Below are 24,713 nucleotides of genomic sequence, written 5' to 3'. Positions count from 1 at the left end.
CCGGGCCCGGCGAGCCGTTCGGACGGCTGTACGAGTTTCGGCCGGTACCCGTACGCGCAGGCTCTGGGCGGTCGGATCGTCGTACGGGACGCCTGTTCGGGGGAAGCCATGGCACACCTGCTGGTCATCGGCGGAGGGATCGCGGGGCTCGCCACCGCCCTCCTGGCAGCCCGCCGGGGACACACCGCCGAGGTCTTCGAACGCGACACCCGCGCCCCCGGCACCGCCCTCGACCGCGACTTCTTCGGCTGGCACCGCCCGGGCGTACCGCAGGCGGCCCAGCCGCACGTCCTGCTCGGCGCCGCCCGCCGGCTGCTGCGCACCGAACTGCCCGACGTGCACGCCGGGATGCTCCGGCTCGGGGCCCGCGAGCGGCACGAGCTGGACTGGTTCGACGTCCGGCCGCCCGCACGGCCGGGAGACGAGGACCTGGTCATGATCCAGGCCCGCCGGATCGTGCTGGAGAGCGCGCTGGCCGCCGCGGTGCGCGCGGAGCCGGGGGTGGTCGTGCGGTACGGGGAGCCCGTCACCGGGCTGGCGCGCGCGGACGGCTCCGGGGCCGGGCCGTGCGTCAGGGTGACCGGGGTGACCACCGCGGGCGGGGCGTACGCGGGCGACCTCGTGGTGGACGCGTCCGGCAGGCGCGGGGGCTCCGCCGGCCTGGCGGCCGCCGCCGGCTGCCGTCCGGCCCCCGTCGAGCGGCACCGCACGGGCCTGGCGTACTTCTGCCGCTGGTACCGGCTGCCCGAGGGCACGGAGGAGGGGCCGCGCAGGCCGTGGACGGTGACCGGCGGCGCCTTCGCCGGCTGCGCGGTCTTCCCGTCCGACAACCGGGTCTTCGCCGTCACCGTGTTCGCGCACACCGGGGACCCCACCCGCGCCGCCCTGCGCGACCCGGCCGTGTTCGAGGCCGCCGCGCGGGCCTTCCCGCCCGGGGCGGCCTGGCTGGGGCTGGGCGCCGAGCCGCTGTCGGGGGTCCTCGCGACCGCGGGCCTGGACAACCGGTGGAGCCCGCCGGCCGACGGGCGGGGCCCGGTGGCGACCGGGCTCGTGCCGGTCGGCGACGCGCTCACCCACACCAACCCGACCCTGGGGCAGGGGACTTCGCTCGCGCTGTGGGCGGCCGACCGGGTGGCCCGGACGGCCCACCGGGACCCGGGGTCCTTCGGCTTCGCCGCCGGGTACCACGGGTGGGCGCTGCGCACCCTGAAGCCGTGGTTCGACCTCCAGGTCGGGGCGGACGCTGCGGTGGGGGAGCGGCTCGCGGCGGGGGCCGGCCCCGGGGGCGCCGGGGACTCGGCGCCGTCAGGCGGGCCCCGTCGGGCGGACCGGGCGCGGGAGGCGGCCGCGCTGTTCGAGTGCGCGCTGGAGGACCCGGAGGTCATGCGGGCCCGGGCCAGGGTCCGGCACCTGGCCGAGCCGCCCGAGCGCGCCTACGCGGACCCCGCCGTCCGGGCGCGGGTGGCGAGCTGGCTCACGGCCCGGCCGGGCTGGACACCGAACGCGGTGGGCCCGGACCGGGCCGAATGGGAGGCGCTCACCGCCGCCGGGAGCGGGCCGACCCCTCAGCCGGTGTCGCCCAGCACCTCGGCCAGGTCGTAGCCGACGACCTCCTCCAGCTGGCCGTACGTACAGCTCTCCGGCGTGCGGTCGGGACGCCAGCGGGCGAACTGCGCGGTGTGCCGGAAGCGGTCGCCCTCCATGTGGTCGTACCGCACCGCGTACCGACCCCCTTCCAACGGCCCTCGACAGGCGAGTGCCGGAGCATGGAGGGAAGATCCGCACATGGGTCAGGTACGGCTACTGGGGGCGCTGCGAGAGTCGAAGGGACGGGACTGGTCCGACTCCTTCGACGGCCAGGAAAAGGACGTCCAGGGCGTAGCCGCGAGGCACCGCGGCACCCTGGTGGAGATCGCCCGTGACCGGGATGTGTCCGGCCGGGAAGTCCACCTCTTCAAGCGTCCCGCGCTCGGCCCCTGGCTCAAGAAGCCCGACCTGTACGACGGCATCGCCGTCCAGAAGATCGACCGACTCACCCGCCGCCCCGTAGACATCTACCTCTTCTTCGAGTGGTGCAAGGAGCACGGAAAGTTTCTCGTCTCGGCCGACGGCGTGGACACCCGAACCCGCGCGGGGAAGGCCCACGCCGAGCTGCTCGCCATGGTCGGTGGGTGGGAGTGGGAAGCGATCCAGGAGCGGAACCGGGACTCCCGGGCGCGAGCTCGGGAGGCTGGCCGCTGGCACGGCGGAACGGTTCCGTACGGCTACCGAATCACGGGCGGCAAGGGCAACTGGCGGCTCGTACCGGACACGGTCCCTCTCTTCTCCACTGTTGCCGACCGTAGGACATGGTCCCCCGTCGATGTCCTTCACTGGATGATCGAGATGTTCCTCTTCGGAGAGAACGGGACGGGCGGTTGGTCGTACCTGCGGATCGCCGCATGGCTAGACCTCCATGTACCCACGTCCACGGGTAGGGGGCAATGGAACCACCGCACGGTGAAGAACATGCTCCGTTCGCGCGCGAACCTCCTTGGCGAAGACAGCCACGGCAACAGTCGAGCTAAGCCGCTCATCACTATGGGCCTCTTCCAACAGGTACAGCGCGAGATGGACGCGCGGGCGCGAACGATTAAGCCGCCACGAGCGAACGCTAACCCGCTTGCCGACGTCATTTGGTGCCCTGAGTGCACTAAGAAGTTCCACTACCTACCGCAGCCCGACTATGCGGACGGTACGGAGCATCTTGGCCGCTACCACTGCAACACGTTGAACTGCCCGGTTAAGACGATTGCGGCTAAGGAGCTGTGGGAAGTCCTTGACGCGTACATGCGCCTGATGGCGTCGGGTGTAGAACGCCATCTACTTGAGGTAGTCCCGGGCGTTGACTACACGCCGGAGATCAATGACTTGAAGGTGCGCATAAGTCGCCTAAGGCGCCAGGACGAAGACGGAGACTGGGAAGACGACCGCGAGGGCTACAGGCGCCGGCTGGGGGAGCTGAGGGGCAAGCTCCGGGAGCTGGAGGTCGAACCGGTCGTACCGCAGTCCGAGCAGTGGACTCCGACGGGGGAGACGTACGGCCGCTTCTGGGAATCGGCGGCACTGCTTGGGAAGGGCGCTGAGCTGCGCCGCATCGGCGTGAAGCTCTGGGTGGACCCGAGGAAGCCCAAGGGCATCGGCTCCGGGCGCATCAACGTTGAAGCCCCGTCCGGCTGGCTTAGGTGGGGTCTCCTGGAAAAACCCAAGCGTGGTAATGGTTCGTGATCATTTTGCTTACACGTTGCAGCCCGTGTTCTCGTAGTCTCGTGGCAATAGAGATGACCGAGATTGAACGCCTTGAGGCGACTGTGAAGCGTCTACGGCGCACCGCCCCCACAGTGGAGGGCGTCGCGCAGCAAAAGGCCGCGAGGATGACGCTGGAGCGCTTGGAGCGCCAGCTAGAAGAACTCCGCAAGGAGCAGTGAGAAGAGGGCCCCGGATTCGGGGCCCTTTCTCATGGGTCGTCACATGTCCGCGATCTGTAACTGGGATGTGGCGGTTGGATACACCCTTCGCGGTCGCTTGAAGCCTTCCCGCAGGCTGGACCGGAAGACCCCAAGAGAGGAAGCATGAGCCGACTGTTCGCCAAATGGAAGTTCCCCAAGCAGGCCGTCAAGGTCTCCGCAGACTTCCAGCTGTTCTTGTACGCCGCCAACGCCATGAACCGCGTGGGTCACGTCCACCACGACAGCGTCAAGGACGCCGTAGAGGCCACAGGTCTCGCTACGCAGACCCTGTACACCACCATCTCCAAACTGGTGGCCGCCGGTGCGCTGAGCCCGGAGAGCAGCCCTCAGCGGCTCGTGGTCAATGCGGGGTGGCTGCACCACGACGTAGCGAAGCGGCACTCACGGCAGTGCCCCGACGGCTGCCACGGCATGTGGTTCGACAACGGCCAGTGGTTTCATCCTCGGGACCTGGAGGTCGGCACGGTCGCTGCGGCCGAGTGGGCCCGCTCCATCCTTTCTCAGATCTGAGAATCCACTTAGGCAAACACGCAGGTCAGAGCCCTGTGAAGACTAGATGCTCTTTCTTACTAGGGAGCGGCCGACCGAAGAGGGAGGTCACGAGTAGCTCGTCCCCTCTGACGACAGGCGACCGAGGAGGGAGCTTGGCCTCCTCCGCGTAGGGGGCGGGACCAAGGGAGCCCCCTGATCTCTCCGGGATGGCCCTACGAGATCAGCAACCACCAGCTACTACCTCGCTCCTCGCTCGGCAGCTCACCACCAACCCGACTTGATGACCACCGCGCGGGGACGGACAGAGTCCGTTCCCTGGGCCTGACTTGCCGTCACGGCCGGCACGACCACACAGGAGAAGCACCATGGACCACCAGACAGCCAAGCAGCACCGGAAGCAGTCCGCATCGAAGCCCTATGGCTTCGTGGACACGTGGGTTACGGCCGAGACCGGGGGCCGCGTTCTTCGGCCGCGGAGCCACGTCTTCTACCGGGTCACCTGCCGAGACTGTGAAGGCCTGGTGCTGGTCGTACGCCCTCGATCGTCGGGCCGGTGGCCCGGCAGGTGCCCGGACTGTTCCAAGGTCGCTGAGCAGGCGCACAGCGCCAATGCGCGTTTCCGTGTGGCCAGGGTCCGGAAGGAGCGCCGACCCCAGCTTGAACGTAACCGGCAGATAGCAGAGGCCAACCGCTCGCCCGCTTACCTCCGGTGGCTTGAGCGAAAGAAGCAGCCGGGCTACTACGACACATGAGTAACCCGCCCACCGCCTGACCTGCACTTGTGTTCCACGTATTGAACCTAGTGAAGGAACGAACAGAACGGCCCCCGCCAGCGTCCCGGCGGGGGCCTTTCCATTTCACAGGAAAGGCGGCACTACGTGAACGAGGTACTCACGGGCCCTTACCGGGCCGCCCTCTACGGAGAGCCCTTGGTCGAGGAGTACCTAGGACTCACGGGGATCGACATGAAGCGGGCTCCCTTCCTGAAGGAGCACATCGCTTCCCGCCGGAACGTGGTCCGAATGCGGGCCTTGAAGTGGGGCATGCCGCTTGAGCGCATCGCCTACAAGTTGAACGTACCCCTGTCCGTCGTTGAGGCGGACATTGACTATCTCGCCGAGCGGGGGCTGATCTGATGCCTGACTGCATCGAGTGGCCCAAGAGCAAGAAAAATCGCGGCTATGGCCTTGTCTGCCGTGGCGGCAAGTTGCAGCTAGCGCACCGCTATTACTACGCCGTGGCGTACGGCCCCATTAATAACAAGCAGGTTGTTCGCCATCGCTGCGATAACCCGCCGTGCGTCAATCCGCTCCATCTGGAGATCGGTACGCACAAGCAAAACATGAAGGACCGATCTTCTCGCGGCCGTACTCGAAATCAACACACAAAGGATTAAGCGATGTTCGATGACCTTGACAACTTCCGAGAAATCTACTTCCCGTGGCGCGCAGACACGCCTCAGAACTGGGAGGCCCGTAGGGGCAAGGCTCGCTGCCACCAGTTCGCCAACGGCCCTCAGCCGGCCGCTGGCTATCCGATCTGTCCGGACAAGACCGGAGAAGGGAAGACGCCGTGAAGAACTTCATCCGCGAGGCCGGCGACATTCGCTATTGGTTTTTCGCAGCCGACAAGCCGCGCCGTTGCTACTCAGCGCAGGTATTCGGCTGGGCCATGAAGACGCAGATGGGCGGCGGTGGCCTGATTGCCACTGGAGAAGGGTTCCCGGTCCTCATCGAGGAGAACGGGGCGCTCAAGCCTTATCTCACCCCGGGCGACCTCCTCGGCATCTCCTTCGGCGCGAAGGACGCAGAGCGGATAGTGACCGCCGCGCGTGCTCGGTTCGAACGAGAAGAGACCGAGCGGCTGGCAGCCCTCAGCGCACAGAAGCGCGCCGAGGACGAAGCGAAGGCCGCCGATGCAAGCGCCATGCGCGAAGCCACCGAAGCAGCCGAGCGTTCAGCTCAGGCCATCCGAGACAAGAAGGCCGTCCTTCTGGCGGACGCAGACACCCTTATTTACGGAGACTGACTATGAACACGAGCAACCCCGAGTTTGTTGGCTACCTTCACGGATCGCCGATTACGCAGCGGGACATCGACCGGCGGGCTGCCTACTACAAGGAGAAGGCGGGGGAGGCTGCGGCGAAGACTCGTGCCGCTTACACGTCGATCGGTGCGCACGACATGCCCCCGAACCATCTTCCCGCTGGTGTCTCTGATCCGACGGATTGGTCTCGTCTTGAGTGGCTCGACAGCATAGAGGCTCAGGACTTCACCGGCAGGGGTCTCCCCCTCCAGTACGCCCCGAAGGGGGTCCAGGAAGCCCGCAAGCGGATGGGCGAGCTGCACGTCAAGCTGACCGCCATCGACGAGACAGCCGAGGTTCTGTGCGAGGAGTACCACGCTCAGGGGGCAGACGTTAAGGCCGCCATGGTCACGGCTGCCAAGGAAGGTAAGGACCCGGGCGATAAGTCCAAGGCCATTGAGGCCAAGCGCGTCGCGACGGCGACGAAGTACAAGGACGCCTGCCTCAAGCGGAACGCGTTCCTTGAGGCTCTGGAGGACACCTACCGAGAAGTCGAGGACGAGACCCGCAAGGGTCTCCCGGCATGGCACAACTCGATCCTCAAGGCTCGCCAGAAGCGCACCGCTCAGGTGGCGCCGGTACTGACCGAAGCGGTCAAGGCTCTACTTCCCGCGATGAGTGAAGCCCTGGCGCTTGCTGGCCACGTCCAGACGGCTCGCGCGGGTCTGGGTATCGAGGGCGGGGCCCCTGAGCCCCTGGCGGACGTTGCGGCTCTCTCGGAAGCGCTGACTGCTCTTCAGGGAACCCCGTCTCTGTGGGAGCGGCTGGTCACTGATCCCGTGCTGTCCATGGACGCTGCGCAGTACGAGAAGGCCCATGAGGCCCCGTTCGATTGGAAGGCGCATGAGAGCCGTGAGGCCACCATCGAAGCCTTCCGGCAGCACTACAGGGTGTTCGGCCAGGAGGTGCTTACGCCCGAGCAGGCGGCCGCGCTCGTGGATGGCCGGACCGCGCTGACGCCGTTCGGCCACAGCATCTGACCCGAGCAGCGTGGGGCCCTGGTGGAGACAACCGCCGGGCCCTTCCCGTACCCGCATCGCCGGGACTAACGACCATGCCGGCCACAGGACCAAAGTCCCGCCGCGGAGGCTCCACCCCGCCCTCGACAACGGCTCGCGCGTCATCAGGGCGAGCAGACCTACGGCCGCCTCGTCCGCTTCTTCGAGGAGTAGCGGGGGAGGCGGCCGGCTCGGTCTAGCGATCAGTAGCGGGGCGGCTTCCGCAGCTGCCACATGTTCCGGTACTCGCGCATGATCGCGGGCCGCTCGGAGGGCTTCGCGCCGCGCATGGAGAGGCGGAACGTGTAGAGCTTCGCGAAGACCGTCAGGGCCACGAGAGTCACGACCCCGAGCACGGCGAGCGTCGTGGGGTTGTTGAGGATGACCTTAAAGGCGGTGGTGGCGTTCACATCGTTCCCTCTCAGCGGTATTTGGCGTGCGTCCTCGATGGGCGACACCCCCGCTAGGGGAGGCCGACCTCAACGAAGACAGGTGTCCCTGTCAAACACGGCGCCCGCTAGGCCGTGCCCCCTTGACCGTGGTCGGTCGTGGAGTATTCGTCGAGATCGGGGTAACTAGGACCGATGCTCAGGTACTGCGGTACTGCATGCGGGCCCCCTGGCGAGGTACGTATCCCTGGCGCCAAGAGCTGCATTCCAAGGGGCCCGTGATCGGTCCACCCAAGAATGAGAAAACAAAGGCATCACGTCGAGAGGATTTCTCGTCGGCACCGCTAGCCGTTCGCAGCCTAAGCGTTCGGGGCAGTGCGGGGACAACCTTACCGGCACTCCCCGCAGCGTCAAACCCCCAGGTCAGACAGGAGATTGGACATCCAAACCATCGAACGGCACGACTGGGGTACGTACTTCGTCGGCATCGCCGAGGCCGTCGCGGCCCGGGGGGACTGCCACCGCTCGCAGGTGGGCGCCGTCCTGGTCGGCCCGGACCGCCGGATCCGCTCGACCGGCTACAACGGGGTGTCAGCCGGGATGAGGCCCGTACCCACCCAGGCCGCTCGCCCCCAGGCGCCCCGGATCCCGTAGCACCTCACCACTACAGCTAAACGTCAGTGAATAACTGATTCAGCCTCTAGATGTAGCCACACACTCACTCAATACGCCTGCATATGTGAGCCACGCACCCGCTCTACGTGTGCACCACACTGCACCACCACATACACACACGTGGAATCAGTGACTTATGCGAGTGAAGAAGACTTCAACACTTTCAAAGAAACAAAGAAATGAAAGCTTCAAGCTAAGTGAAACTTTGTTGTCGAACTTGACAAACACTTCCGCTTTCGTCGCGCTAAACCCTCGTGCACGGGGTGCGGGGGGACCCCCGATTGATCAAGGTTTTTGACCGGGACGTGATAGCAGCTCAGCTTGGCCCGGGGTTCCCAACATGAGGGTAGCCCCGGGGTTACACAGGGTGAGTGGCGTGGATCACGAAAGAGCCCCTCCCGGCAAACGCCGAAGAGGGGCTTCCGTGCGCGCTGCGCTCAGAGCGGTCCCAGTAGCCGACCGTTGTCCTCTGAGGCGTTGAGGTTCCTAGAGGTCAGAATCCCCTGTTGCCAATGCGCAGGCTCGTTCAACACGCCGCCCCCGTTCTTGCTCAGAACGTCGATAAGCGACGTGCCCGCAGGCGTGTCAGCGTGGGCGGTGGTGGCAGCAGCCATTGCGGCCGCCGCAAGGGGCAAGGGTTGCGGCTACTCGCTTCATGTTGTTCATACCTCGCCAACGATCACCGCTGCGGCTGGTCACGGACAAGCCCTCCCAGTTCAAGCCGGGAGGGCTTGCGTGTGGCCACGCGGCGACTACCGCCAGGCGCCGTACCCATTGTCCCAATCCGTGAACTCCATGAGTCCATCCGCATAGATGTCGCCCCGAGGTGCGTCAGCATGCGCGGCAGGGGCGAAGGACAGCGCGGCCGCTGCAAGGGCGACCGCTGCGAGGAAACGCTTGATGTTGTTCATGAGCTGCCAACGATCATGCTCAGCGGCGGTCACGGTGGTGAGTCAGCCCAGGTCTCAGGGCCTCCCCCGCGCAACTCGAAGAGCGTCTCGTCCGTGAGGTTCACGCCGTCCGGGTCCGGATGGCCGGCTTCCCGCAGGAACTCGACCACATCGCTCGCCTGGTAGGCGGTCCCGAGGATCTGCCCGTCGTACCGGACCTTCCGCCACCCGCGCTCGTCCGGCGGATATACGACTACGCGTCTCTCCATGGCCCCAGCCTCCGGCAGGGCCGTCTCACCCGCATCCCGACCTTGAAGGAGGTTCTCCCATGGCTAAGCGCGGACCAGTCCCCAAACGATCCGACGAACTTCTCGGCCATCACCCGAAGTCCCGCTACGTAGTGCCTGGCGGCACCCTGGCCGCCATCCGTATTTGGCCTCCAGCCCGAACTCATCCCGAGGGCTGGTGCAGCTTCCACATGCACACCCACCCAACCCGACGCGGGGCCTGTGTGTCCTGTGTGAACGAAGGACGAGTGATCTGATGACGAACGAAGCCCTACACCCTCACCTGGACCACGCGGCCGTGTCGGAGAACCCCCACTACCGGGCTTGGGTACAGAACGTGGCCTACTACCTCGCCAACGGTCTGCCGATCCCGGAGAACACGAACTACGAGTCGTGCTTGGCTAAGGCGCCCGTAGAGCTTGAGGAACGGTTCAGGTACCTGCTCCCGGATGGTTGAGACGAACGAAGCCCCGGCTTCCCTTGCGAGGGAGGTTGGGGCCTTTTCGTGTATCGAGTTGGCCTGTGTCGGCGATTCCGTGACCTGCACGCTTGGGTAGATCAGGCCCTCAACTCGCGGTAGGCACCTTGGGAATTTCCAAGGTGGTAGGCGCTACGCCGTGTAGATCGGCTCGTACGTGGCCACCTGGTCCGGAGCGACCTCACCCACGTGAGACTCTCCGGTCCCGGCAAGGGGCAATCTCGAGTCGTTCTAGCCGAGAGGGCAGCGAAGCTGCGGTTCGGCGCGGTTCGGTGAGCAGGTCACCAGGGCTACGGAGTGGAACACGGTGCCGCTGAGGTAGTGGCCGAGGGATACGTCTCCGCCCCACGTCAGCCGCTCCACAGCGGACCTGACCAGGAGTACGAGCCGGGTTGCGTCGGCGTCTTGGGTGGAGGCGAAACGTGTTGCGAACTCTGCGAGTTGGAGGCTCAGCCATTCGCCGGCCTCCTTCGGCTCCGACCATGTCCCTCGGATTGTCGAGGGCGGCTTCATCAGCCAGTGCGCTGTCTGGATTGGCGGCATACCGATCACGGGAAACGCGGTGACTGCCTGCCGGTACCGGTCGATGACCTCTTGCGGGCTTCCGGCAGTCGGTGGTTCTCCCGGGGGACGGCGGACACCTTCTTTGTCGAAGTCCTGCTTCTCTCCGAGCCATGCGTAGCCGTGATGGTGCACTGGTGCTCCGTTCCGAGAGATGGCGACGGCCCCACCCGTCGGCGAAGAGGGCAGGGCCGTCAGTTCAGGTGGTGCTAGGCGGAGAGGTCGAAGCGCGCGGGGTCGATGCCCGCCGCGTCCAGCTCCGCCGTGGTGAAGCGCAGCGGCTCCGCGTCCGGCCGCTTGCTGTCACCCAGGGCCCACGCGTCGGGGCCGATCTTGGCGAGGGTCACGCAAGCCTCGCCGTCCGGGTGGGTGTTGCCTCCGCACGCCTTCGAGAAGGCGGCCGTGTCGATGTTGAGCGCGTACAGGTCGGTCATCGTTGCCCTTCCTGATCTGCTTGACGGCCGTACCAGGCCGTCTCCCACCCCTAGCGGGCGGAAGTCTCCGTGACCCTCATGGCCTCGGCTATCTGCTCCACCACGTCAGCGGGCAACATCCCCAGGTGCACGTACGGGAGCCCGTTGTAGGTGACGGTGGGCCGTATGCCGCTCCACGCCGACTCGGGTACTCCGAGGGAGGCGAGCGCTGCCCGTATTGCTTCTGAGGCGTCGGTGGCCTTCGCTCTGCCGTTCCGCCAGGTCTGCATCTCCATCAGGCGGCCACAGCCTGAGGCTTCGGGCACTTGTCGTGGCGGTAGATGACGGTGGGTGCCCCCGACACGCGGTCGATAACTCCCCGGCGGACGGGGTCAAGCGGCTCGACCGTTTGGGAGCAGGCGAAGCACGTGCGCCCGGGGGCATAGGTCAGGTACTCCCAGACATCCCGGTCGAGCTCCGGAGCCTCCGCCTTCTTTGTCCTCGCCATGTCGCACCCCTCGCGGTCGCCGTCGCTGCGTCGGCAGCAATAGTGACCAGGGCAGATCGGCGTTCCTAGCCTGTTTCCTGTTCCCTCAAGAATCCGTCTCGGATGCTCTCGACGAGGTTCCGCATTCCGTCGCCCGACAGGGCCGAGTTCTCGAATCCTTCGAACTTGCGGACGTACACCTCTACGTCTCGCGGATCGGTTACGACTATCTCGGCGTGGACGGTTTCGACGGTCACCATCCGGTTGTCACGGATGACGAAGGCGTGGTTCGCGATGTCCGCTTGTGGGGCGGATAGCGGTACGACGCTGATGTCTACGTGAGCCAAGCGGGATACGGAGACGATCCGGTCGAGCTGTGCGGCCATCATCTGCGGGGAGACGATCCGCCACCGAAGCACGGGTTCGGTAATGACGAAGCGCAGCTTCTTCGTGCTGTCGAAGAGGACGGCTTGGCGCTCAAGCCTTCCACTGATGGTGCGGGTGAGGGCGTCTTCGCTCAGGTCGTGGCGCTGGAGGATGGCCCGGATGTACTCGGGTGTCTGAAGCAGCCCGGGTACCAGGGCGGGTTGGAACAGCCGCAGTACGGCCATCTGAGCTTCCAGGGCCTTCGCTGCCTGCTGGCCCTTGTGAATGCCGGCTCGCTTGAGGAGGCGCCAGGCTGTGGCCTCCGTGGTGGCCGCGCGGGCCGCTTCCGTGTACTCGGCCTTGATGGCGTCGGACACTCCGAGGGCCGTGAGGATGCGTTCAACGTCCGTGGCGCTCGGGAGGAGGTTGGCGTTCTCAATCTTCGAGAGCTTGGACGGGGACATGAGGGCGCTACGGGCTACCGCTTTGGCTTCCTTGCCGGATGCCTCTCGCAGTGCCCGCAGCGCGGCCCCAAGCTGTGCTTTGTTCACTCGCCGTACTTGGCCCACCAGTCGGTGAACGGCTCCGCGTGAGCCAGTGCCGATTCCCGGTAGGCGACGTAAGCGGCGGCTTCGTCCTGCGGGAGAACGTCGGCGCCGAGGTACCCCCCGGCGTCGTTGTACCGCATCACGGCCGTGTCCTTGGAGTCGAAGAGCCAGAAGTCCGGGGCGCCTTCGAGCGGGTTCGGTGCGTCCGTCACGTCGAGGATGAAGAACTCTTCCCCACCGGTCATGTTCGTCCGATAGCCCCAGCCCAGTTCGAAGCGGAGGTACTCCGTGAGGGGGCGCTTCAGGACGTGCACGCGGTACACCCGCTTGCCCTCGTGGGCGAGGCCCCGGAGTTCTTCGATCCATCCGGCGTTGTAGCCGTCCGGCTGCGGCTGGCCAGCCTGGAAGGCTCGGTAGGCATCGACGTTCCCGGAGCCGCTGTAGTCGTCCAGGGTCTCCAGGCGGAAAGCCTCGTGCTGGAACCGTTCGAAGAGCCCGGCGAGGGTGCTAGATGAGGCCATCGGCAATGGCCTTCTTGATCAGCTCGACGGGGATCTCCACGAGGGTTTCGTGAGCGGGAATCTTGAGTCCGTGGTCGGTGGGCGTCTCACCCTGGACGAGGAACGTACCCCGGTCGGTCGCGTAGATCGTCGGGCAGTCCTTGAGGTCACAGGTGCTGATCAGCTTGGTCACCTTCATGGCTTCCGGTTCCCCTCTCCCGTGCGGCGGAAGTGCCGCGTTCGATGCTCCCGAGCCGGAGTCGCCAGGGTCAAGGGATCACGGTTGAGAGAACGGGAAACCGGGCGTGTCTACGTGTCCTTCAAGCCGAGGACCTCGTCGAGGTCGTAGCCCACCACTTCTTCGAGCTGATCGTAGGTGCAGCTCTCGGGGGTGCGGTCGGGCCGCCAGCGGCGCCACCGGGCCGTGTGCCGGAACCTTCCCGAACCGCTCGCTTCCTCTCCCTCTATCCTGTTGGTAAGGGTGTCGTACGCCACCTCGCAGACCCGCTCGGGGCGCAGCGGCACCCAGGACAGGTCCTTCTTCCCCGTCCAGCGGCTCTGCGCGCCCGGCAGCCGGGCGCTCTCGTGCGCCGACTCCTGGGCCCAGGCGGCCCACGGGTGGCCGGCCGGATCCGGCATGCGCAGGGGTTCGAGCTCCTCGACGAGCTCGGCCCGGCGCTTCATGGGGAAGGCGGCGCAGACGCCCACGTGCTGGAGGGTGCCCTGGCCGTCGTACAGCCCGAGCAGCAGCGATCCGATGATCGGACCGCTCTTGTGGAAACGGAAACCCGCGACGACGACGTCGGCCGTACGCTCGTGCTTGATCTTGAACATGAGGCGGGCGTCGGGCCGGTAGGGGAGATCGAGGGGTTTCGCGACGACCCCGTCGAGCCCGGCGCCCTCGAACCGCTCGAACCACTCCCGCGCGAGCGCGGGATCGGTGGTGGCGGGCGCGAGGTGGACGGGGGGCCGGGCCGTGGAAAGGACGTGGACGAGGGCGCTGCGGCGCTCGGCGAGCGGAGCGTCGAGAAGGGCGTCGTCGCCGAGGGCGAGCAGGTCGAAGGCGACGAAGCTGGCCGGCGTCGTCCCGGCGAGCAGTTTCACCCGGGAGGCGGCCGGGTGGATCCGCTCGCTCAGCCGGTCGAAGTCGAGCCGCCCGCCGTGCACGACGACGATCTCCCCGTCGACCACGCAGCGGGGCGGCAGGTTCTCCTTCAACGCCGCCACCAGCTCGGGGAAGTACCTGGCCAGGCTCTTGCCGGTACGGCTGCCGACTTCCACCTCGTCCCCGTCGCGGTGCACGATCGCCCGGAAGCCGTCCCACTTGGCCTCGTACTGCATCCCGGGCGGGATCTTCTTCACGGCCTTGGCGAGCATCGGCTTCACGGGCGGCATCACCGGCAGATCCATGCCCCCGATTCTGCGGTGGTACGTCCGGGCCCGCTCGGTGTGCGCGTCCGCCCGCACCCGCCTACCGTGGCGCCCATGGGCGGTAGCGCGGGTGGTGCGATCGAGCTCGACGCGGGCGGACGGGCGGTACGCCTGTCCAGCCCGGACAAGGTGTACTTCCCGGAGCGCGGCCTCACCAAGCGGGACGTCGCCGAGTACTACCTGGCCGTCGCCGACGGGATCACCCGCGCCCTGCGCGACCGCCCCACCACCCTGGAGCGGTACCCGGACGGGGTGGAGGGCGAGTCCTTCTTCCAGAAGCGCGCCCCGAAGAACCTGCCCGACTGGATCCCCACCGCGCACATCGCCTTCCCCAGCGGCCGCACGGCCGACGAGATCTGCCCGACCGAGCCGGCCGCCGTCCTGTGGGCCGCCAACCTGGGCTGCCTGACCTTCCACCCCTGGCCGGTGCGCCGCGGGGACACCGACCGGCCCGACGAACTGCGCATCGACCTCGACCCGCAGCCCGGCACCGACTACCACCACGCGGTGGCCGCCGCGCACGAACTGCGGGCGCTGCTGGACGAACTGGGACTGCGTGGCTGGCCCAAGACCTCGGGCGGCCGGGGCCTGCACGTCTTCGTCCCGATCGCCCCGCGCTGGACCTTCACCGAGGTCCGCCGCTGCGCCATCGCCCTCGGCCGGGAACTGGAGCGGCGGATGCCGGGCAAGGTCACCACGGCCTGGTGGAAGGAGGAGCGCGGCGAACGGATCTTCGTCGACTACAACCAGACGGCCCGCGACCGGACCATCGCCTCGGCCTACTCCGTCCGCCCCCGCCCGCACGCCCCGGTCTCGGCGCCGCTGCGCTGGGACGAGCTGGACGACGCCGAGCCGCGCGACTTCGACATCGTGACGATGCCGGCGCGCTTCGCCGAACTGGGCGACCTGCACGCCGACATGGACGACCACGCCTTCAGCCTGGACCCCGTCCTGGAACTCGCGGCCCGCGACGAACACGAACACGGCCTGGGCGACATGCCGTACCCCCCGGACTACCCGAAAATGCCGGGCGAACCCAAGCGCGTCCAACCGAGCCGCGCAAAACACGAGGACTGACCGCCGGCCCCGTCCTAGGCTGGTGGCATGGCCGTCCTTGCCTCACCGCTCCCGCTGCTCTTCCTCGACGTGGACGGCCCGTTGATCCCCTTCGGGGGGACCGGCTACCGCACGGCCGCCGGGCCGGGGGAGGAGTCCGGCCATCCCCTGCTCGCCCGGCTCGACCCCGGGCTCGGGCCCCGGTTGCTGGCGCTGCCGTGCGAGCTGGTGTGGGCCACCACCTGGGAGGACGAGGCCAACGAGACGCTCTCCCCGCGCCTCGGCCTGCCGCGCCTGCCGGTGCTCCACTGGCCGGAGCCCTCCGACGACGAGGGCCGGGACGGCCTCCACTGGAAGACCCGCACGATCCTGGAACGGGCCGGCGGACGCCCGTTCGCCTGGGCCGACGACGAGATCACCCCCGCCGACCGCACCTGGGCCGCCACCCACCACCCCGCCCCCGTGCTCCTCCACCGCGTCGACCCCCGCACGGGCCTGACGGACGCGGACTTCGCCGTGCTGTCCCGCTGGCTGGGCGCACCAGCGCACGCCCCGCCGGCGTCCTAGGTGTACTGCCTCGTTGGTTGGGGACGCGGCTTGCAGGTGGTTTGCCTGCGAGTGCGGTGTGTCCGCGGTGGTGATTGCAGGAGTGGAGCCAGCCGGGGAACGCTTCGCGGCGTTCGATGTCTGACCGGTAGGGGCGGGCTGCTCTGCTTGCCGGGAATCGGATCGCCATCAACGGGGTTGGTGGGGGATGAGCCGATATTGGAGGGTCATGCGAGCGATTCAGGTGTACGAAGTGGGCGGTCCCGAGGTGCTGCAGGAGGCCATGGTGGACCTGCCGCGGCCGGGTCCGGGCGAGGCGGTCGTGGAGGTCGCCGCATCCGGGGTCAACTTCCTCGACGTCTACCACCGCGAAGGCCGGTACAGCCTCCCGCTGCCCTTCACCCCGGGCGCTGAGGGCGCCGGCACGGTCGTCGAAGTCGGACCCGGCGTCGCCGACGTCGCAGTCGGGGACCGGGTCGGTTGGGTGGAGACTCCCGGCACGTATGCCGAACGGGCCGTCGTGGACTCCTCCCGGCTGGTGCCGCTGCCCGACGACATCGGCTTCGAGACAGCCGCCGCCGTGCTCCTCCAAGGCATGACCGCGCACTATCTCGTCAAGGACGCCTACCCGGTTCAGGGAGGCGACACGGTGCTCGTGCATGCGGCTGCCGGCGGCATGGGGCTGCTTCTGACCCAGCTCATCACCCATCTCGGCGGCAGGGTGATCGGCACGACGTCGACCACGGCGAAGGCAGAGCTGGCGAAGCGTGCCGGGGCCGCCGAGGTGATCCTTTCCTCCGCAGTCGACGATCTCGCAGCCGAGGTGAGGCGGCTCAACGGTGGTCAGGGACTGCCGGTCGTCTTCGACGGCGTCGGCGCGCACACCTTCGATGCGAGCCTCGCCAGCCTGCGAACCCGCGGCCATCTCGTGCTCTTCGGCGCGGCAAGTGGTGCCGTGCCTCCGTTTGATCCGATTCGGCTCGCCCAAGGCGGTTCGCTGACCCTGATCCGGCCCAGCCTCGGGGACTTCATCGCCGATCGGTCCGAACTGCTCCGACGGGCCGCCGATGTGTTCGAGTGGGTGCGCTCCAAGGCGCTTGAGGTCACCGTAACGGGCCGCTACGCATTGTCCGAGGCCGCCCAGGCCCACAGCGATCTGGAGGCTCGGCGCACCACCGGCAAGCTGCTCCTCGTACCCGATGCGGCCGCTATTGGACGCCGCGAGGAGACGCAGAGCTGATCGCGGGTGACGAGGTCGGGGATCTTGGAGACCGAGATGCCGAGGGCATGGCCGACCGCCATCGCCAAGATCCCCCCGGGACGTAACACCTAGTCCGTGTCTTCCGGATCAGGCCGGGCCTGGGCCCGGTCGCGGAGCCAGGCGGCCGAACCCACCAGCACCGCCACCCCGACCCCGTACAGAGGCAGCCACAGGGTCGTCGTCGCGGCCAGGCACTCGGCGACCGCCTCGCGGGCCGCTGCGTCCTGGGCGAACGCCAGGGCCGTGCCGTCGCTGCCGGAGAGGCTGCCGAGGGCCGCCTCCGTCTTCAGGGCTTCGTACCTGCCCTGCAGTTCGCACTGGCCGCGCGTGCCCGGCATCGGGAACAGCCAGGCCTGGCGCTGGAGCAGGGGGGCGAGCGCGATGGCCACGCACAGGCCTACGACCAGCGCGTACGCGATCAGGCCGCGCATGTACGCGGAGCGGATGTCCGGCGTCCACCGCGCCCGCCGCTGGAAGGCAAGCAGCACCGCGAGGAGCGTCACCCCGATGAACGTGGCGAACCACTGCCACGAGCCCTGGGCGAGCGCGAACGTCAGCACCGCAGCGAGTCCGATGCCGACGACCCCGGGAGCGGGAACGTCCTCGCCCGCGGGGGCGGGCGCCTGCCTCCGGGGCACTCGGGTGCGCGGATCGCTCACGTGCTTCTCCTGGAGGGGGGAAGCACCAGCATCCGCCCCGAGATGCCGGGACATCCGGTCGCCATGCCGTACGGGCCGACCGCCCCGCCCGGATGGCCCGCCGCCAGCCCCGGGACCTGGCGCGGCAGTGCGGCTGACGACGGATCGCTAGTAGGGTGCGGGCCGCGTCCGGGCATCAGCGCGATCTCGTCGGGTACGGCGCCGAGCCGTCGCCCGCAGCCTGGCCGGGCGGTACCCGGGAATGGATCGCCCGCCACTGGCTGGCCACGCCCCCGCGCTGACGCAGCTGTCGGTGCCGGGCGCGGCTGTTCTCCGGGGTCAGTCGCCGCCGCCTCCGCCGGACGAGCCGCAGGAGGAGCCGCCGCCGCAGGAATCGCCCCCGCCATCGCCCCACAGGGACTTGCGTCGGCGTCGGCCCTTGCGCCCGAACAGGATCTGGACGGCCACCACGAAGATGACCGCCGCCATGGTCAGAGCCACTTCCACCGTGTCTCCCGTTGCTCTGGTTTCCGCTGGTGGGAGCACCATGCCCTCCCCAGGAACAGGTTCAACCGTGGGTTGAGCAAGCTCAGAGCTTTGGGTCGGCCTAGGTGTGTTGTCCGGACAGGTTGGTGCCACGGCTGGCGGGTGTCTGGCCTGCGATTCCGGTGTGGGGCCGGTGGTAGTTGTACCAGTGCAGCCAGTCGGTGAACGCTTCCATGCGTTCGTGGTCTGAGGTGTAGGGACGGTGGTAGGCCCATTCGTCGAGCAGGGTGGGGTGGAAGCGTTCGACCTTGCCGTTGGTCTGCGGGCGCCAGGGCCGTGTCCAGCGGGGGCTGATGCCCAGGGAAGCGAACCAGGCGGTGGCCCGTGCCAGGAAGCCGGCGCAGGTGGGGGCTGTCTCGTCGGGGAGGTCTTCGGTGTAGGCGAGGCGGGTGTGGTCGTCGAGTGCGGTGTGGAGGTAGGCGTATCCGGCGCCGTTGCGGCGGTCTTTGTTCGGGCTGCCGGCTGCCCGGCCGAGGGTCTTGTGGCCGCCGCCGTCGGGGATCCGGCCGAGTTTCTTGACGTCGATGTGGACCAGTTCGCCGGGGCGGGCGCGTTCGTAGCGGCGGACCGGTTCGCCGGTGGCGCGGTCCAGGGCGGCCAGGGGCGGCTGGCCGTGACGGTTCAGGATGCGGTGGGCGGTCGAGGCCGCGATGTGGCATCGGACCGCGAGCCGCAGCGGGCCGATGCGGTGTTCCCGCCGCAGGCGGAGGAGATGTCGCAATCCACACCGAACCCGGAGGCCCTCACCCATTTCAAGAACCCCGGCACGGGTGTCACCAACGTCCCGGGACAACACGCCTAGTCGGTGTCCGTGGCCGCGAGGACGGCCAGGCGGCGGTGGTCGGGGGAGAGGGCCGCGATGCCGTAGTCGGAGCCGATCTCGTTGTGGAACCAGCCCGAGTCGGCCTCGAAGCGGAACCAGGTGGTCGCGCGGGCCAGGCGTTCCACCTCCTCCGCGTCGGCACCCGGTGCCGCGCCGGCCAGGCCCGCCATCGACCGCCACGCCCACATCCGCCCGTAGGCACCGCCGACGCCCCCTCCGTAGATCCCGCCCATGGAGGCGGAGGCGAACAGCGGCCGCCAGACATCGCCGAGCGGGGTGCGGGCGACCTCGAAGCGGGCCGTGGTTCCGACGTCGGTGCAGGGCATGGGCAGCGTGGGGAGGAGGGCGGGGACCCGCTCGGGGTCGAGGGCCTCGTCCAGCTGGAAGACCCAGGCGTCGGCGTTCCCCCAGTCGCCCGATTCCGGGGCGGCGACGATGGCCTCGTGGACCTCGCGGGTGGCCGAGTTCCGCAGCGCCGAGCGGTCGGCGGTGCGGGGCACCGGCGGGTCGACGCGGCCCTCGGCCGGCATCCCGGTCCCGAGCCCGTAGGAGGAGCCGCTGACCGAGCGGCGCGGGAACTCGGCTCCGGCCTCGAAGTCGCGCAGGCGCCGGGGCAGCCAGGCCAGGGTGTGCGAGGACCGCGGCCGCGGGATCCCCGCCACGTCCGCGCCCCGCAGCAGCAGCTCGTGGAAGAGGCAGGGCCCCAGCTCGTCCGTCGCCCCCACCCCGGGCCGGCCGAAGACGGCCGCGGCGAGATCGTCGGTCGACTGGTGCTCCGCGAGGAACGAGGCGAGTCCGCGCGAGTCCGACGCGGACCGCTTCCCGTCGACCAGCCGCATCAGTTCCGTGAGGCTCTCCCGGCCGGGGGTGAGGGCCAGCACCCGCACCACGTGCGCCCGCTGCTCCCCGTACGTCCGCGCCCGTGCGGAGGCCTCCTCGTACCCGTCGGCGAGCCGCTCCCCGAGCTCCCGCAGGTACCCGAAGTCACCCGCGGCCGCCCGCCGCTCCGCCTCGCCCCGGACGAAGTCGCCCCGGGCGAAGTCGTCCTGGTCTGAGCCGTCCTGTATGTCTTCCATGATCGTCACCCTAGTTCGCGCGCCCTACACTCGCCGGATGACCAGTGATCGTCTCCGGCTCACCGTCCTCGGATCCGCGACCCCCTACGCGAGCGTGGACAACCCGTGCTCCGGCTATCTGGTGGACGGCGGCGGCACACGGGTCTGGGTGGACGCCGGCAGCGGCACGCTGGCGCAGCTCCAGCGCCACGTCACGCTGGACGGCCTGGACGCGATCTGGCTCTCGCACCTGCACGCCGACCACAGCGCGGACCTGCTCACCGCCTACTACGCCGCCCTGTACGCGGACATACGGCTTCCCGCGCCCATCCCCCTGTACGGCCCCCCGGGCACGGCGGACCGGCTGGTGCACTTCCTCACCAACTCCGCCACCCGCAGCCCCGTCGAGGAGGCCTTCGCCGTCCAAGAGCTGTACGACGGTCACGAGGCGCGGGTCGGCTCCCTCACCCTGACCAGCCGGGCCGTCGCGCACGGCATCCCGGCCTTCGCCGTGCGCGTGGACGCGGACGGCGGCGGCTCCCTGGTCTACTCCGGGGACACGGCCCCGTGCCCCGCCCTGACCCGGCTGGCCGAGGGCTGCGACGTCCTGCTGTGCGAGGCGGAGAGCGACCGGCCCCCGGCCGACGGGGAGCAGCAGGTCCACCACACCCCGGAGGACGCCGGCGACACGGCGTCCGCCGCCGGGGCGGCACGGCTGGTCGTGACCCACGTCGGCCGCGCCCTCACCCCCGCACGGGCGGTGGCCCGCGCCGCGGCCCGGTTCTCCGGCCCCGTCGACCACGCCGACCCGGGAGCCGTCTTCCCGATCGCCTGAGTACCGCTGTTGATCGGGTGTTGATCGGACGTCCATCCGGCGCGTCCACGATCGGCGCATGTCGATGAACTCCATTGCCGCCCCCGCCTGGTACGACCAGGCCCTGTGCGCCCAGACGGGCCCGAGCTTCTTCTTCCCGGAGCCGGGGTCCTCGCTCCGGGACGCGAAGCGGCTCTGCGGGGCGTGCGAGGGCAGGGCGGCGTGCCTGGAGTACGCGCTCGCGAACGACGAGCGCTTCGGGGTGTGGGGCGGCCTGTCGGAGGCGGAGCGCTCCGCCCTGCGTCCGCGCGGCTGAGCGGCGCGGACGGCAGCCCGCGCCGGACATGACGGAACCCCCGGCGGGGCCGGGGGTTCCGGGGGCGCGGCTCAGCCCTTGCGGGCGGCCATGCGCGCGGCGCGCGCCGCGAGGCGCTCGTCGAACTTGCGGGCCTCGGAGTCCAGACCGTCCATGAAGAGCCCGAGCTCCTCCTGGGCCTTCCGGCCCTCCGGACCCAGGTCCTGGATGTCCATGATCTTGAGGAAGCGGATCACGGGGCTCAGCACGTCGTCGTGGTGGATCCGCAGGTTGTAGACCCCGCCGATCGCCATCTGCGCGGCCATCCGCTCGAAGCCGGGCATGCCGTGACCGGGCATCCGGAAGTTGACGACGACGTCCCGCACGGCCTGCATCGTCAGGTCGGGGGCGATCTCGAAGGCCGCAGCCAGCAGGTTCCGGTAGAAGATCATGTGCAGGTTCTCGTCCTGCGCGATGCGGGCGAGCATCCGGTCGCAGACCGGGTCACCGGACTGGTGGCCGGTGTTGCGGTGCGAGATGCGGGTCGCCAGCTCCTGGAAGGCCACGTACGCGACCGAGTGCAGCATCGAGTGGCTGTTGTCGGACTCGAAGCCTTCCGACATGTGCTGCATCCGGAACGCTTCCAGCTTGTCCGGGTCCACGGCGCGCGAGGCGAGCAGGTAGTCGCGCATCACGATGCCGTGACGGCCCTCCTCGGCGGTCCAGCGGTGCACCCAGGTGCCCCAGGCGCCGTTGCGGCCGAAAAGGGTGGCGATCTCGTGGTGGTAGCTGGGGAGGTTGTCCTCGGTCAGCAGGTTCACGACCAGGGCGATCTTGCCGATGTCGGTGACCTTGGACTGCTGGGGGTCCCAGGCTTCGCCGTCCTCGAAGAAGCCGGGGAAGTTCCGGCCGTCGCTCCACGGGACGTACTCGTGGGGCATCCAGTCCTTGGTGACCTTCAGATGGCGGTTGAGCTCCTTCTCGACCACCTCTTCCAGCGCGTACAGCAGCTTGGCGTCGGTCCACGCCTCCGAGCTGCCGAGGTGGGGAGAGGTGATCGTCACGGGTGCTCCTGAGGACAAAGCGAATTACCTACGGTTCCGTAGCCTACGGAGTCGTAGGTTAAGCGCGACATCAGGGAGCGCCAAGCCCCAGCCGTCGTTCTGTCCGGCTACATCCGGTTATCTATGCAGTTTGAGAGGGTGTGGGGCTGCTCCGCGGGGGTGAGAATCACGCCGGAAGGTGGTCCGCGCCACACGCCTTGACGTCCGGGACCGTCGCGCGGGCGACCGCACCCCAGGATCCGGAAATCACACGGAAAAGCATCATCTCGTCGTACAAGTGGTGGCACCGCGCACCCGCCTGCGCTACGGTCGGTAGTGCACGTTTCACACGGCGCGACCCCGCCCGCGCGAGAGCGCGACCCCGCCCGCGCGAGAGTTGGAGCACCACGATGACGGGCACCCACCTGGCGCGGGAGCTGAGCTACACCGTGGGGCTCCCGGGCGGCCCGCACTGCGCGGGCAGCGCCCGCTCGGCGGTCCGGTCGCTGCTCGGCCGGCACGGCCTGGCCGGCCTCTGCGACCCGGCGGCCCTCGCCGCCTCCGAGCTGGTGGCGTGCGCCGACCGCTTCACCCCCGGCAAGGAGATGGTCCTCGGGCTCCGCTGGCGGTACGACGCCCTGCGGATCGTCCTCTACGACCAGCACCCCGCGCACTCCTCGCCCGCGGAGAGCGAGGAGTGCCGGGGCCGGCGCAGCCGCGCGATGTGGCTGCTGGCCCGGATGGCCGAGTCCCGCGGCGGGGACTGGGGGCTCACCCCGGTCCTCACCCCGCTGGGCGGGAGCAAGTCCTGGGCGCTACTGCCCCAGTGATTCCCGGACCTCCTCGGCGGAGGCCGGCCGCAGCGCGCCGCCGTCGAGCGCCAGCCAGCGCGTGATGCCGATCGACTCCAGGAACGGCACGTCGTGGCTGGCCACCAGCAGCGCGCCCTGGTAGGACTCCAGGGCCGCGCCGAGCTGCCGCACGCTGGCCAGGTCCAGGTTGTTCGTCGGCTCGTCCAGCATCAGCAGCTGAGGGGCCGGCTCGGCCAGCAGCAGCGCCGCCAGCGTCGCCCGGAAGCGCTCGCCGCCCGACAGGGTGCCGGCCGGCCGGTCCGCCCGGCCGCCCCGGAACAGGAAGTGTGCGAGCCGCGCCCGGATCACGTTGTTCGTGGCGTGCGGCGCGAACCGCGCCACGTTCTCCACCACCGAACGCTCGTCGTCCAGTACGTCGAGCCGCTGCGGCAGGAACCGGGCCGGGACATGGGTCACGGCCTCCCCGGACGCGGGCGCCAGCAAGCCGGCGACGGTCCGCAGCAGGGTCGTCTTGCCCGAGCCGTTCGCGCCGACCAGGGCGATCCGCTCCGGACCGCGCACCTCCCACTCGCCCGCGACCCGCAGGCCGCCGTGGGCGAGGTGCAGATCGCTCAGGGTCAGCACCCGCCGCCCCGGCGGGACCTCGGTGGCGGGCAGCCGGACGCGGATCTCCGCGTCGTCGCGCACCGCCTCGACGGCCTGGTCCAGCCGCTCCCGGGCGTCCGCCAGTTTCTCGGCGTGCATGATCCGGTGCTTGCCCGCCGACTCCTGGGCGGCGCGCTTGCGGGCGCCCATGACGATCTTCGGCTCGCGCTTGTTCTCGTACATCTTCTGGCCGTACCGCTTGCGCCGGGCCAATTTGACCTGGGCGTCGGCCAGTTCGCGCTTCTGGCGCTGTACGTCGGCCTCCGCGACCCGGACCATCCGCTCGGCCGACTCCTGCTCGGCCGCCAGCAGTCGCTCGTAGTCGGTGAAGTTGCCGCCGTACCAGCGGACTTCGCCCTCGCGGAGGTCGGCGATCTGGTCGACCCGCTCCAGCAGCTCCCGGTCGTGGCTGACCAGGACCATCACCCCGGACCAGGATTCGACGGCCGCGTACAGGCGCCGCCGGGCCCGCAGGTCCAGGTTGTTGGTGGGTTCGTCGAGGAGCAGTACGTCCGGCCGGGCGAGCAGCAGCGCCGCCAGCCGGAGCAGTACGCACTGGCCGCCGGACAGTTCGCCGACGGTCCGGTCCAGGCCGATTCCGGCGAGGCCGAGCTGGTCGAGGACGGCGAGGGCGCGTTCCTCCACGTCCCAGTCGTCGCCGACGGCGGTGAAGTTGGCCTCGGTGGCCTCACCGGCCTCGATGGCGTGCAGGGCCGTGCGGGCGGCGCGGATGCCGAGCGCCTCGTCCACCCGCAGGGCGGTGTCGAGCGTGGCGTCCTGCGGGAGGTAACCGATGGTCCCGGCGACCGAGACCTGTCCCGAGGACGGGGTCAGTGCGCCGGCGAGGAGCTTCAACAGGGTGGACTTCCCACAGCCGTTGAGGCCGACCAGGCCGGTCCGGCCGGGCCCGACGGTCAGGTCGAACCCGTCGAAGACGGGGCTGCCGTCGGGCCAGTCGAAGGAGAGGGCGGAGCAGGTGGCGAAAACAGGGGCATGGCTCATGGAGGCCTCCAGGTTGCGTGGATGGTGCGTGCAACGTGGTGAGACGGCCGACTGCCACGGGGCCGCGA

Annotated in this window: 32 protein-coding genes and 3 pseudogenes; 16 read left to right on the top strand and 19 right to left on the bottom strand. The window is 69.0% G+C overall.

What is annotated here, in order from left to right; all coding sequences use genetic code 11:
- Positions 1-108: 108 nt before the first annotated feature.
- Positions 109-1,602 (top strand): NAD(P)-binding protein, encoded by a 1,494-nt coding sequence (locus OG553_RS04655; RefSeq protein ID WP_405977740.1) that lies wholly within the window; start codon positions 109-111, stop codon positions 1,600-1,602.
- Here the strand turns inward: OG553_RS04655 and OG553_RS04650 are convergent.
- A pseudogene (locus OG553_RS04650) lies at positions 1,566-1,718 on the bottom strand (ATP-dependent DNA ligase); the annotation flags it as partial. The gene OG553_RS04655 and the pseudogene OG553_RS04650 sit on opposite strands and share 37 nt — an antisense overlap.
- Before the next feature lie 67 nt (positions 1,719-1,785).
- Here OG553_RS04650 and OG553_RS04645 point away from each other — a divergent pair.
- The 7 genes from OG553_RS04645 (at position 1,786) to OG553_RS04615 (ending at position 7,066) form a co-directional block, all read left to right on the top strand.
- Positions 1,786-3,267: a recombinase family protein gene (locus OG553_RS04645; RefSeq protein ID WP_405977739.1), complete on the top strand. Its 1,482-nt coding sequence runs from the start codon at positions 1,786-1,788 to the stop codon at positions 3,265-3,267.
- A 53-nt stretch (positions 3,268-3,320) separates the two neighbouring features.
- Positions 3,321-3,467 (top strand): hypothetical protein, encoded by a 147-nt coding sequence (locus tag OG553_RS04640; RefSeq protein WP_405977738.1) that lies wholly within the window; start codon positions 3,321-3,323, stop codon positions 3,465-3,467.
- Between the two features lie 144 nt (positions 3,468-3,611).
- Complete coding sequence (locus OG553_RS04635) at positions 3,612-4,019, top strand: hypothetical protein (protein WP_405977737.1); 408 nt, start codon at positions 3,612-3,614, stop codon at positions 4,017-4,019.
- A gap of 860 nt (positions 4,020-4,879) precedes the next feature.
- Positions 4,880-5,137: a hypothetical protein gene (locus OG553_RS04630; RefSeq protein WP_405977736.1), complete on the top strand. Its 258-nt coding sequence runs from the start codon at positions 4,880-4,882 to the stop codon at positions 5,135-5,137.
- Complete coding sequence (locus tag OG553_RS04625; RefSeq protein ID WP_405977735.1) at positions 5,137-5,397, top strand: HNH endonuclease; 261 nt, start codon at positions 5,137-5,139, stop codon at positions 5,395-5,397. Before OG553_RS04630 ends, OG553_RS04625 begins: the two co-directional genes overlap by 1 nt.
- A gap of 176 nt (positions 5,398-5,573) precedes the next feature.
- Positions 5,574-6,029, top strand: coding sequence for a hypothetical protein (locus tag OG553_RS04620; protein ID WP_405977734.1), 456 nt, complete (start codon positions 5,574-5,576; stop codon positions 6,027-6,029).
- Positions 6,030-6,031: 2 nt separating this feature from the next.
- Positions 6,032-7,066 carry a hypothetical protein gene (locus OG553_RS04615; protein WP_405977733.1) on the top strand — a complete coding sequence of 345 codons (1,035 nt, stop codon included), beginning with the start codon at positions 6,032-6,034 and terminating at the stop codon, positions 7,064-7,066.
- A gap of 221 nt (positions 7,067-7,287) precedes the next feature.
- Here the strand turns inward: OG553_RS04615 and OG553_RS04610 are convergent, their stop codons facing one another.
- The gene (locus OG553_RS04610) at positions 7,288-7,428 is read right to left on the bottom strand and encodes a hypothetical protein (RefSeq protein WP_405977732.1); all 141 of its coding nucleotides are present in this window, start codon (positions 7,426-7,428) and stop codon (positions 7,288-7,290) included.
- Between the two features lie 480 nt (positions 7,429-7,908).
- Between OG553_RS04610 and OG553_RS04605 the strand changes: the two genes are divergently transcribed.
- On the top strand, positions 7,909-8,127 hold the full coding sequence (locus OG553_RS04605) for a hypothetical protein (protein ID WP_405977731.1): 219 nt from the start codon (positions 7,909-7,911) through the stop codon (positions 8,125-8,127).
- Between the two features lie 773 nt (positions 8,128-8,900).
- Here OG553_RS04605 and OG553_RS04600 read toward each other — a convergent pair.
- Both OG553_RS04600 and OG553_RS04595 read right to left on the bottom strand, forming a co-directional pair.
- Positions 8,901-9,059, bottom strand: coding sequence for a hypothetical protein (locus tag OG553_RS04600; RefSeq protein WP_405977730.1), 159 nt, complete (start codon positions 9,057-9,059; stop codon positions 8,901-8,903).
- A 29-nt stretch (positions 9,060-9,088) separates the two neighbouring features.
- Positions 9,089-9,307, bottom strand: coding sequence for a hypothetical protein (locus OG553_RS04595; RefSeq protein ID WP_405977729.1), 219 nt, complete (start codon positions 9,305-9,307; stop codon positions 9,089-9,091).
- A 274-nt stretch (positions 9,308-9,581) separates the two neighbouring features.
- On the opposite strand from OG553_RS04595, the gene OG553_RS04590 reads away from it, so the two are divergent.
- Positions 9,582-9,782, top strand: a complete 201-nt coding sequence (locus OG553_RS04590; protein ID WP_405977728.1) for a hypothetical protein — start codon at positions 9,582-9,584, stop codon at positions 9,780-9,782.
- Positions 9,783-10,034: 252 nt separating this feature from the next.
- On the opposite strand, the gene OG553_RS04585 is transcribed toward OG553_RS04590, so the two are convergent.
- From OG553_RS04585 to OG553_RS04550, 8 genes are all read right to left on the bottom strand, one after another.
- Positions 10,035-10,499, bottom strand: coding sequence for a hypothetical protein (locus tag OG553_RS04585; RefSeq protein ID WP_405977727.1), 465 nt, complete (start codon positions 10,497-10,499; stop codon positions 10,035-10,037).
- 74 nt (positions 10,500-10,573) lie between these two features.
- Entirely contained in the window at positions 10,574-10,798 is a 225-nt protein-coding gene (locus OG553_RS04580; RefSeq protein ID WP_405977726.1) for a DUF397 domain-containing protein, read from the bottom strand.
- Between the two features lie 50 nt (positions 10,799-10,848).
- On the bottom strand, positions 10,849-11,073 hold the full coding sequence (locus OG553_RS04575; RefSeq protein WP_405977725.1) for a hypothetical protein: 225 nt from the start codon (positions 11,071-11,073) through the stop codon (positions 10,849-10,851).
- Positions 11,073-11,285 (bottom strand): hypothetical protein, encoded by a 213-nt coding sequence (locus OG553_RS04570; RefSeq protein WP_405977724.1) that lies wholly within the window; start codon positions 11,283-11,285, stop codon positions 11,073-11,075. Before OG553_RS04570 ends, OG553_RS04575 begins: the two co-directional genes overlap by 1 nt.
- A 65-nt stretch (positions 11,286-11,350) precedes the next feature.
- Complete coding sequence (locus OG553_RS04565; RefSeq protein ID WP_405977723.1) at positions 11,351-12,181, bottom strand: helix-turn-helix domain-containing protein; 831 nt, start codon at positions 12,179-12,181, stop codon at positions 11,351-11,353.
- Positions 12,178-12,699 carry a DUF6879 family protein gene (locus OG553_RS04560; RefSeq protein WP_405977722.1) on the bottom strand — a complete coding sequence of 174 codons (522 nt, stop codon included), beginning with the start codon at positions 12,697-12,699 and terminating at the stop codon, positions 12,178-12,180. The genes OG553_RS04565 and OG553_RS04560 overlap by 4 nt, the downstream gene beginning before the upstream one ends.
- Positions 12,686-12,877 (bottom strand): hypothetical protein, encoded by a 192-nt coding sequence (locus OG553_RS04555; protein ID WP_327361134.1) that lies wholly within the window; start codon positions 12,875-12,877, stop codon positions 12,686-12,688. The genes OG553_RS04560 and OG553_RS04555 overlap by 14 nt, the downstream gene beginning before the upstream one ends.
- A 110-nt stretch (positions 12,878-12,987) precedes the next feature.
- Positions 12,988-14,088 carry an ATP-dependent DNA ligase gene (locus OG553_RS04550; protein ID WP_405977721.1) on the bottom strand — a complete coding sequence of 367 codons (1,101 nt, stop codon included), beginning with the start codon at positions 14,086-14,088 and terminating at the stop codon, positions 12,988-12,990.
- Between the two features lie 75 nt (positions 14,089-14,163).
- On the opposite strand from OG553_RS04550, the gene ligD reads away from it, so the two are divergent.
- Both ligD and OG553_RS04540 read left to right on the top strand, forming a co-directional pair.
- Positions 14,164-15,186, top strand: coding sequence for a non-homologous end-joining DNA ligase (gene ligD / locus OG553_RS04545; protein WP_405977720.1), 1,023 nt, complete (start codon positions 14,164-14,166; stop codon positions 15,184-15,186).
- Positions 15,187-15,213: 27 nt separating this feature from the next.
- Complete coding sequence (locus tag OG553_RS04540; RefSeq protein ID WP_405977719.1) at positions 15,214-15,732, top strand: HAD domain-containing protein; 519 nt, start codon at positions 15,214-15,216, stop codon at positions 15,730-15,732.
- A gap of 7 nt (positions 15,733-15,739) precedes the next feature.
- Here the strand turns inward: OG553_RS04540 and OG553_RS04535 are convergent.
- Positions 15,740-15,871: pseudogene (locus OG553_RS04535) on the bottom strand (IS481 family transposase); the annotation flags it as partial.
- A 69-nt stretch (positions 15,872-15,940) separates the two neighbouring features.
- Here OG553_RS04535 and OG553_RS04530 point away from each other — a divergent pair.
- Entirely contained in the window at positions 15,941-16,951 is a 1,011-nt protein-coding gene (locus tag OG553_RS04530) for a quinone oxidoreductase family protein (RefSeq protein WP_405977718.1), read from the top strand.
- 89 nt (positions 16,952-17,040) lie between these two features.
- On the opposite strand, the gene OG553_RS04525 is transcribed toward OG553_RS04530, so the two are convergent.
- The 4 genes and pseudogenes from OG553_RS04525 to OG553_RS04510 form a co-directional block, all read right to left on the bottom strand.
- Complete coding sequence (locus OG553_RS04525; RefSeq protein ID WP_405977717.1) at positions 17,041-17,631, bottom strand: hypothetical protein; 591 nt, start codon at positions 17,629-17,631, stop codon at positions 17,041-17,043.
- Positions 17,632-17,949: 318 nt separating this feature from the next.
- Positions 17,950-18,111 (bottom strand): hypothetical protein, encoded by a 162-nt coding sequence (locus tag OG553_RS04520; protein WP_405977716.1) that lies wholly within the window; start codon positions 18,109-18,111, stop codon positions 17,950-17,952.
- A 106-nt stretch (positions 18,112-18,217) separates the two neighbouring features.
- Positions 18,218-18,673 (bottom strand): annotated as a pseudogene (locus OG553_RS04515) (integrase core domain-containing protein); the annotation flags it as partial.
- 281 nt (positions 18,674-18,954) lie between these two features.
- The gene (locus tag OG553_RS04510; RefSeq protein WP_405977715.1) at positions 18,955-20,055 is read right to left on the bottom strand and encodes a DUF6183 family protein; all 1,101 of its coding nucleotides are present in this window, start codon (positions 20,053-20,055) and stop codon (positions 18,955-18,957) included.
- Between the two features lie 37 nt (positions 20,056-20,092).
- Between OG553_RS04510 and OG553_RS04505 the strand changes: the two genes are divergently transcribed.
- On the top strand, positions 20,093-20,869 hold the full coding sequence (locus OG553_RS04505) for an MBL fold metallo-hydrolase (protein WP_405977714.1): 777 nt from the start codon (positions 20,093-20,095) through the stop codon (positions 20,867-20,869).
- 58 nt (positions 20,870-20,927) lie between these two features.
- Complete coding sequence (locus tag OG553_RS04500; protein WP_405977713.1) at positions 20,928-21,164, top strand: WhiB family transcriptional regulator; 237 nt, start codon at positions 20,928-20,930, stop codon at positions 21,162-21,164.
- Between the two features lie 71 nt (positions 21,165-21,235).
- Here the strand turns inward: OG553_RS04500 and OG553_RS04495 are convergent, their stop codons facing one another.
- Positions 21,236-22,207 (bottom strand): acyl-ACP desaturase, encoded by a 972-nt coding sequence (locus OG553_RS04495; protein WP_405977712.1) that lies wholly within the window; start codon positions 22,205-22,207, stop codon positions 21,236-21,238.
- A gap of 389 nt (positions 22,208-22,596) precedes the next feature.
- Between OG553_RS04495 and OG553_RS04490 the strand changes: the two genes are divergently transcribed.
- A complete protein-coding gene (locus OG553_RS04490) occupies positions 22,597-23,016 on the top strand; it encodes an ATP-binding protein (protein ID WP_405977711.1) in 420 nt (139 codons plus the stop codon).
- Here the strand turns inward: OG553_RS04490 and OG553_RS04485 are convergent.
- Positions 23,002-24,645 (bottom strand): ABC-F family ATP-binding cassette domain-containing protein, encoded by a 1,644-nt coding sequence (locus OG553_RS04485; RefSeq protein WP_405977710.1) that lies wholly within the window; start codon positions 24,643-24,645, stop codon positions 23,002-23,004. The two genes, OG553_RS04490 and OG553_RS04485, sit on opposite strands and share 15 nt — an antisense overlap.
- Positions 24,646-24,713: the final 68 nt, after the last annotated feature.

The sequence above is a fragment of the Streptomyces sp. NBC_00158 genome (assembly GCF_045160885.1).
In the GTDB taxonomy this organism is placed as follows: Bacteria; Actinomycetota; Actinomycetes; order Streptomycetales; family Streptomycetaceae; genus Streptomyces.
Note: the sequence above shows the minus strand (reverse complement) of the source record. Positions and strands in the feature narration are given on the sequence as shown.

Excerpts from the sequence above, each read along its gene's own strand:
- OG553_RS04655 (WP_405977740.1), top strand. The coding sequence starts at position 109 with ATGGCACACCTGCTGGTCATCGGCGGAGGGATCGCGGGGCTCGCCACC.
- OG553_RS04645 (WP_405977739.1), top strand. The coding sequence starts at position 1,786 with ATGGGTCAGGTACGGCTACTGGGGGCGCTGCGAGAGTCGAAGGGACGG.
- OG553_RS04640 (WP_405977738.1), top strand. The coding sequence starts at position 3,321 with ATGACCGAGATTGAACGCCTTGAGGCGACTGTGAAGCGTCTACGGCGC.
- OG553_RS04635 (WP_405977737.1), top strand. The coding sequence starts at position 3,612 with ATGAGCCGACTGTTCGCCAAATGGAAGTTCCCCAAGCAGGCCGTCAAG.
- OG553_RS04625 (WP_405977735.1), top strand. The coding sequence starts at position 5,137 with ATGCCTGACTGCATCGAGTGGCCCAAGAGCAAGAAAAATCGCGGCTAT.
- OG553_RS04615 (WP_405977733.1), top strand. The coding sequence starts at position 6,032 with ATGAACACGAGCAACCCCGAGTTTGTTGGCTACCTTCACGGATCGCCG.
- OG553_RS04600 (WP_405977730.1), bottom strand. The coding sequence starts at position 9,059 with ATGAACAACATCAAGCGTTTCCTCGCAGCGGTCGCCCTTGCAGCGGCC.
- OG553_RS04595 (WP_405977729.1), bottom strand. The coding sequence starts at position 9,307 with ATGGAGAGACGCGTAGTCGTATATCCGCCGGACGAGCGCGGGTGGCGG.
- OG553_RS04590 (WP_405977728.1), top strand. The coding sequence starts at position 9,582 with ATGACGAACGAAGCCCTACACCCTCACCTGGACCACGCGGCCGTGTCG.
- OG553_RS04580 (WP_405977726.1), bottom strand. The coding sequence starts at position 10,798 with ATGACCGACCTGTACGCGCTCAACATCGACACGGCCGCCTTCTCGAAG.
- OG553_RS04575 (WP_405977725.1), bottom strand. The coding sequence starts at position 11,073 with ATGGAGATGCAGACCTGGCGGAACGGCAGAGCGAAGGCCACCGACGCC.
- OG553_RS04570 (WP_405977724.1), bottom strand. The coding sequence starts at position 11,285 with ATGGCGAGGACAAAGAAGGCGGAGGCTCCGGAGCTCGACCGGGATGTC.
- OG553_RS04560 (WP_405977722.1), bottom strand. The coding sequence starts at position 12,699 with ATGGCCTCATCTAGCACCCTCGCCGGGCTCTTCGAACGGTTCCAGCAC.
- OG553_RS04555 (WP_327361134.1), bottom strand. The coding sequence starts at position 12,877 with ATGAAGGTGACCAAGCTGATCAGCACCTGTGACCTCAAGGACTGCCCG.
- OG553_RS04550 (WP_405977721.1), bottom strand. The coding sequence starts at position 14,088 with ATGGATCTGCCGGTGATGCCGCCCGTGAAGCCGATGCTCGCCAAGGCC.
- ligD (WP_405977720.1), top strand. The coding sequence starts at position 14,164 with ATGGGCGGTAGCGCGGGTGGTGCGATCGAGCTCGACGCGGGCGGACGG.
- OG553_RS04540 (WP_405977719.1), top strand. The coding sequence starts at position 15,214 with ATGGCCGTCCTTGCCTCACCGCTCCCGCTGCTCTTCCTCGACGTGGAC.
- OG553_RS04530 (WP_405977718.1), top strand. The coding sequence starts at position 15,941 with ATGCGAGCGATTCAGGTGTACGAAGTGGGCGGTCCCGAGGTGCTGCAG.
- OG553_RS04510 (WP_405977715.1), bottom strand. The coding sequence starts at position 20,055 with ATGGAAGACATACAGGACGGCTCAGACCAGGACGACTTCGCCCGGGGC.
- OG553_RS04505 (WP_405977714.1), top strand. The coding sequence starts at position 20,093 with ATGACCAGTGATCGTCTCCGGCTCACCGTCCTCGGATCCGCGACCCCC.
- OG553_RS04500 (WP_405977713.1), top strand. The coding sequence starts at position 20,928 with ATGTCGATGAACTCCATTGCCGCCCCCGCCTGGTACGACCAGGCCCTG.
- OG553_RS04490 (WP_405977711.1), top strand. The coding sequence starts at position 22,597 with ATGACGGGCACCCACCTGGCGCGGGAGCTGAGCTACACCGTGGGGCTC.
- OG553_RS04485 (WP_405977710.1), bottom strand. The coding sequence starts at position 24,645 with ATGAGCCATGCCCCTGTTTTCGCCACCTGCTCCGCCCTCTCCTTCGAC.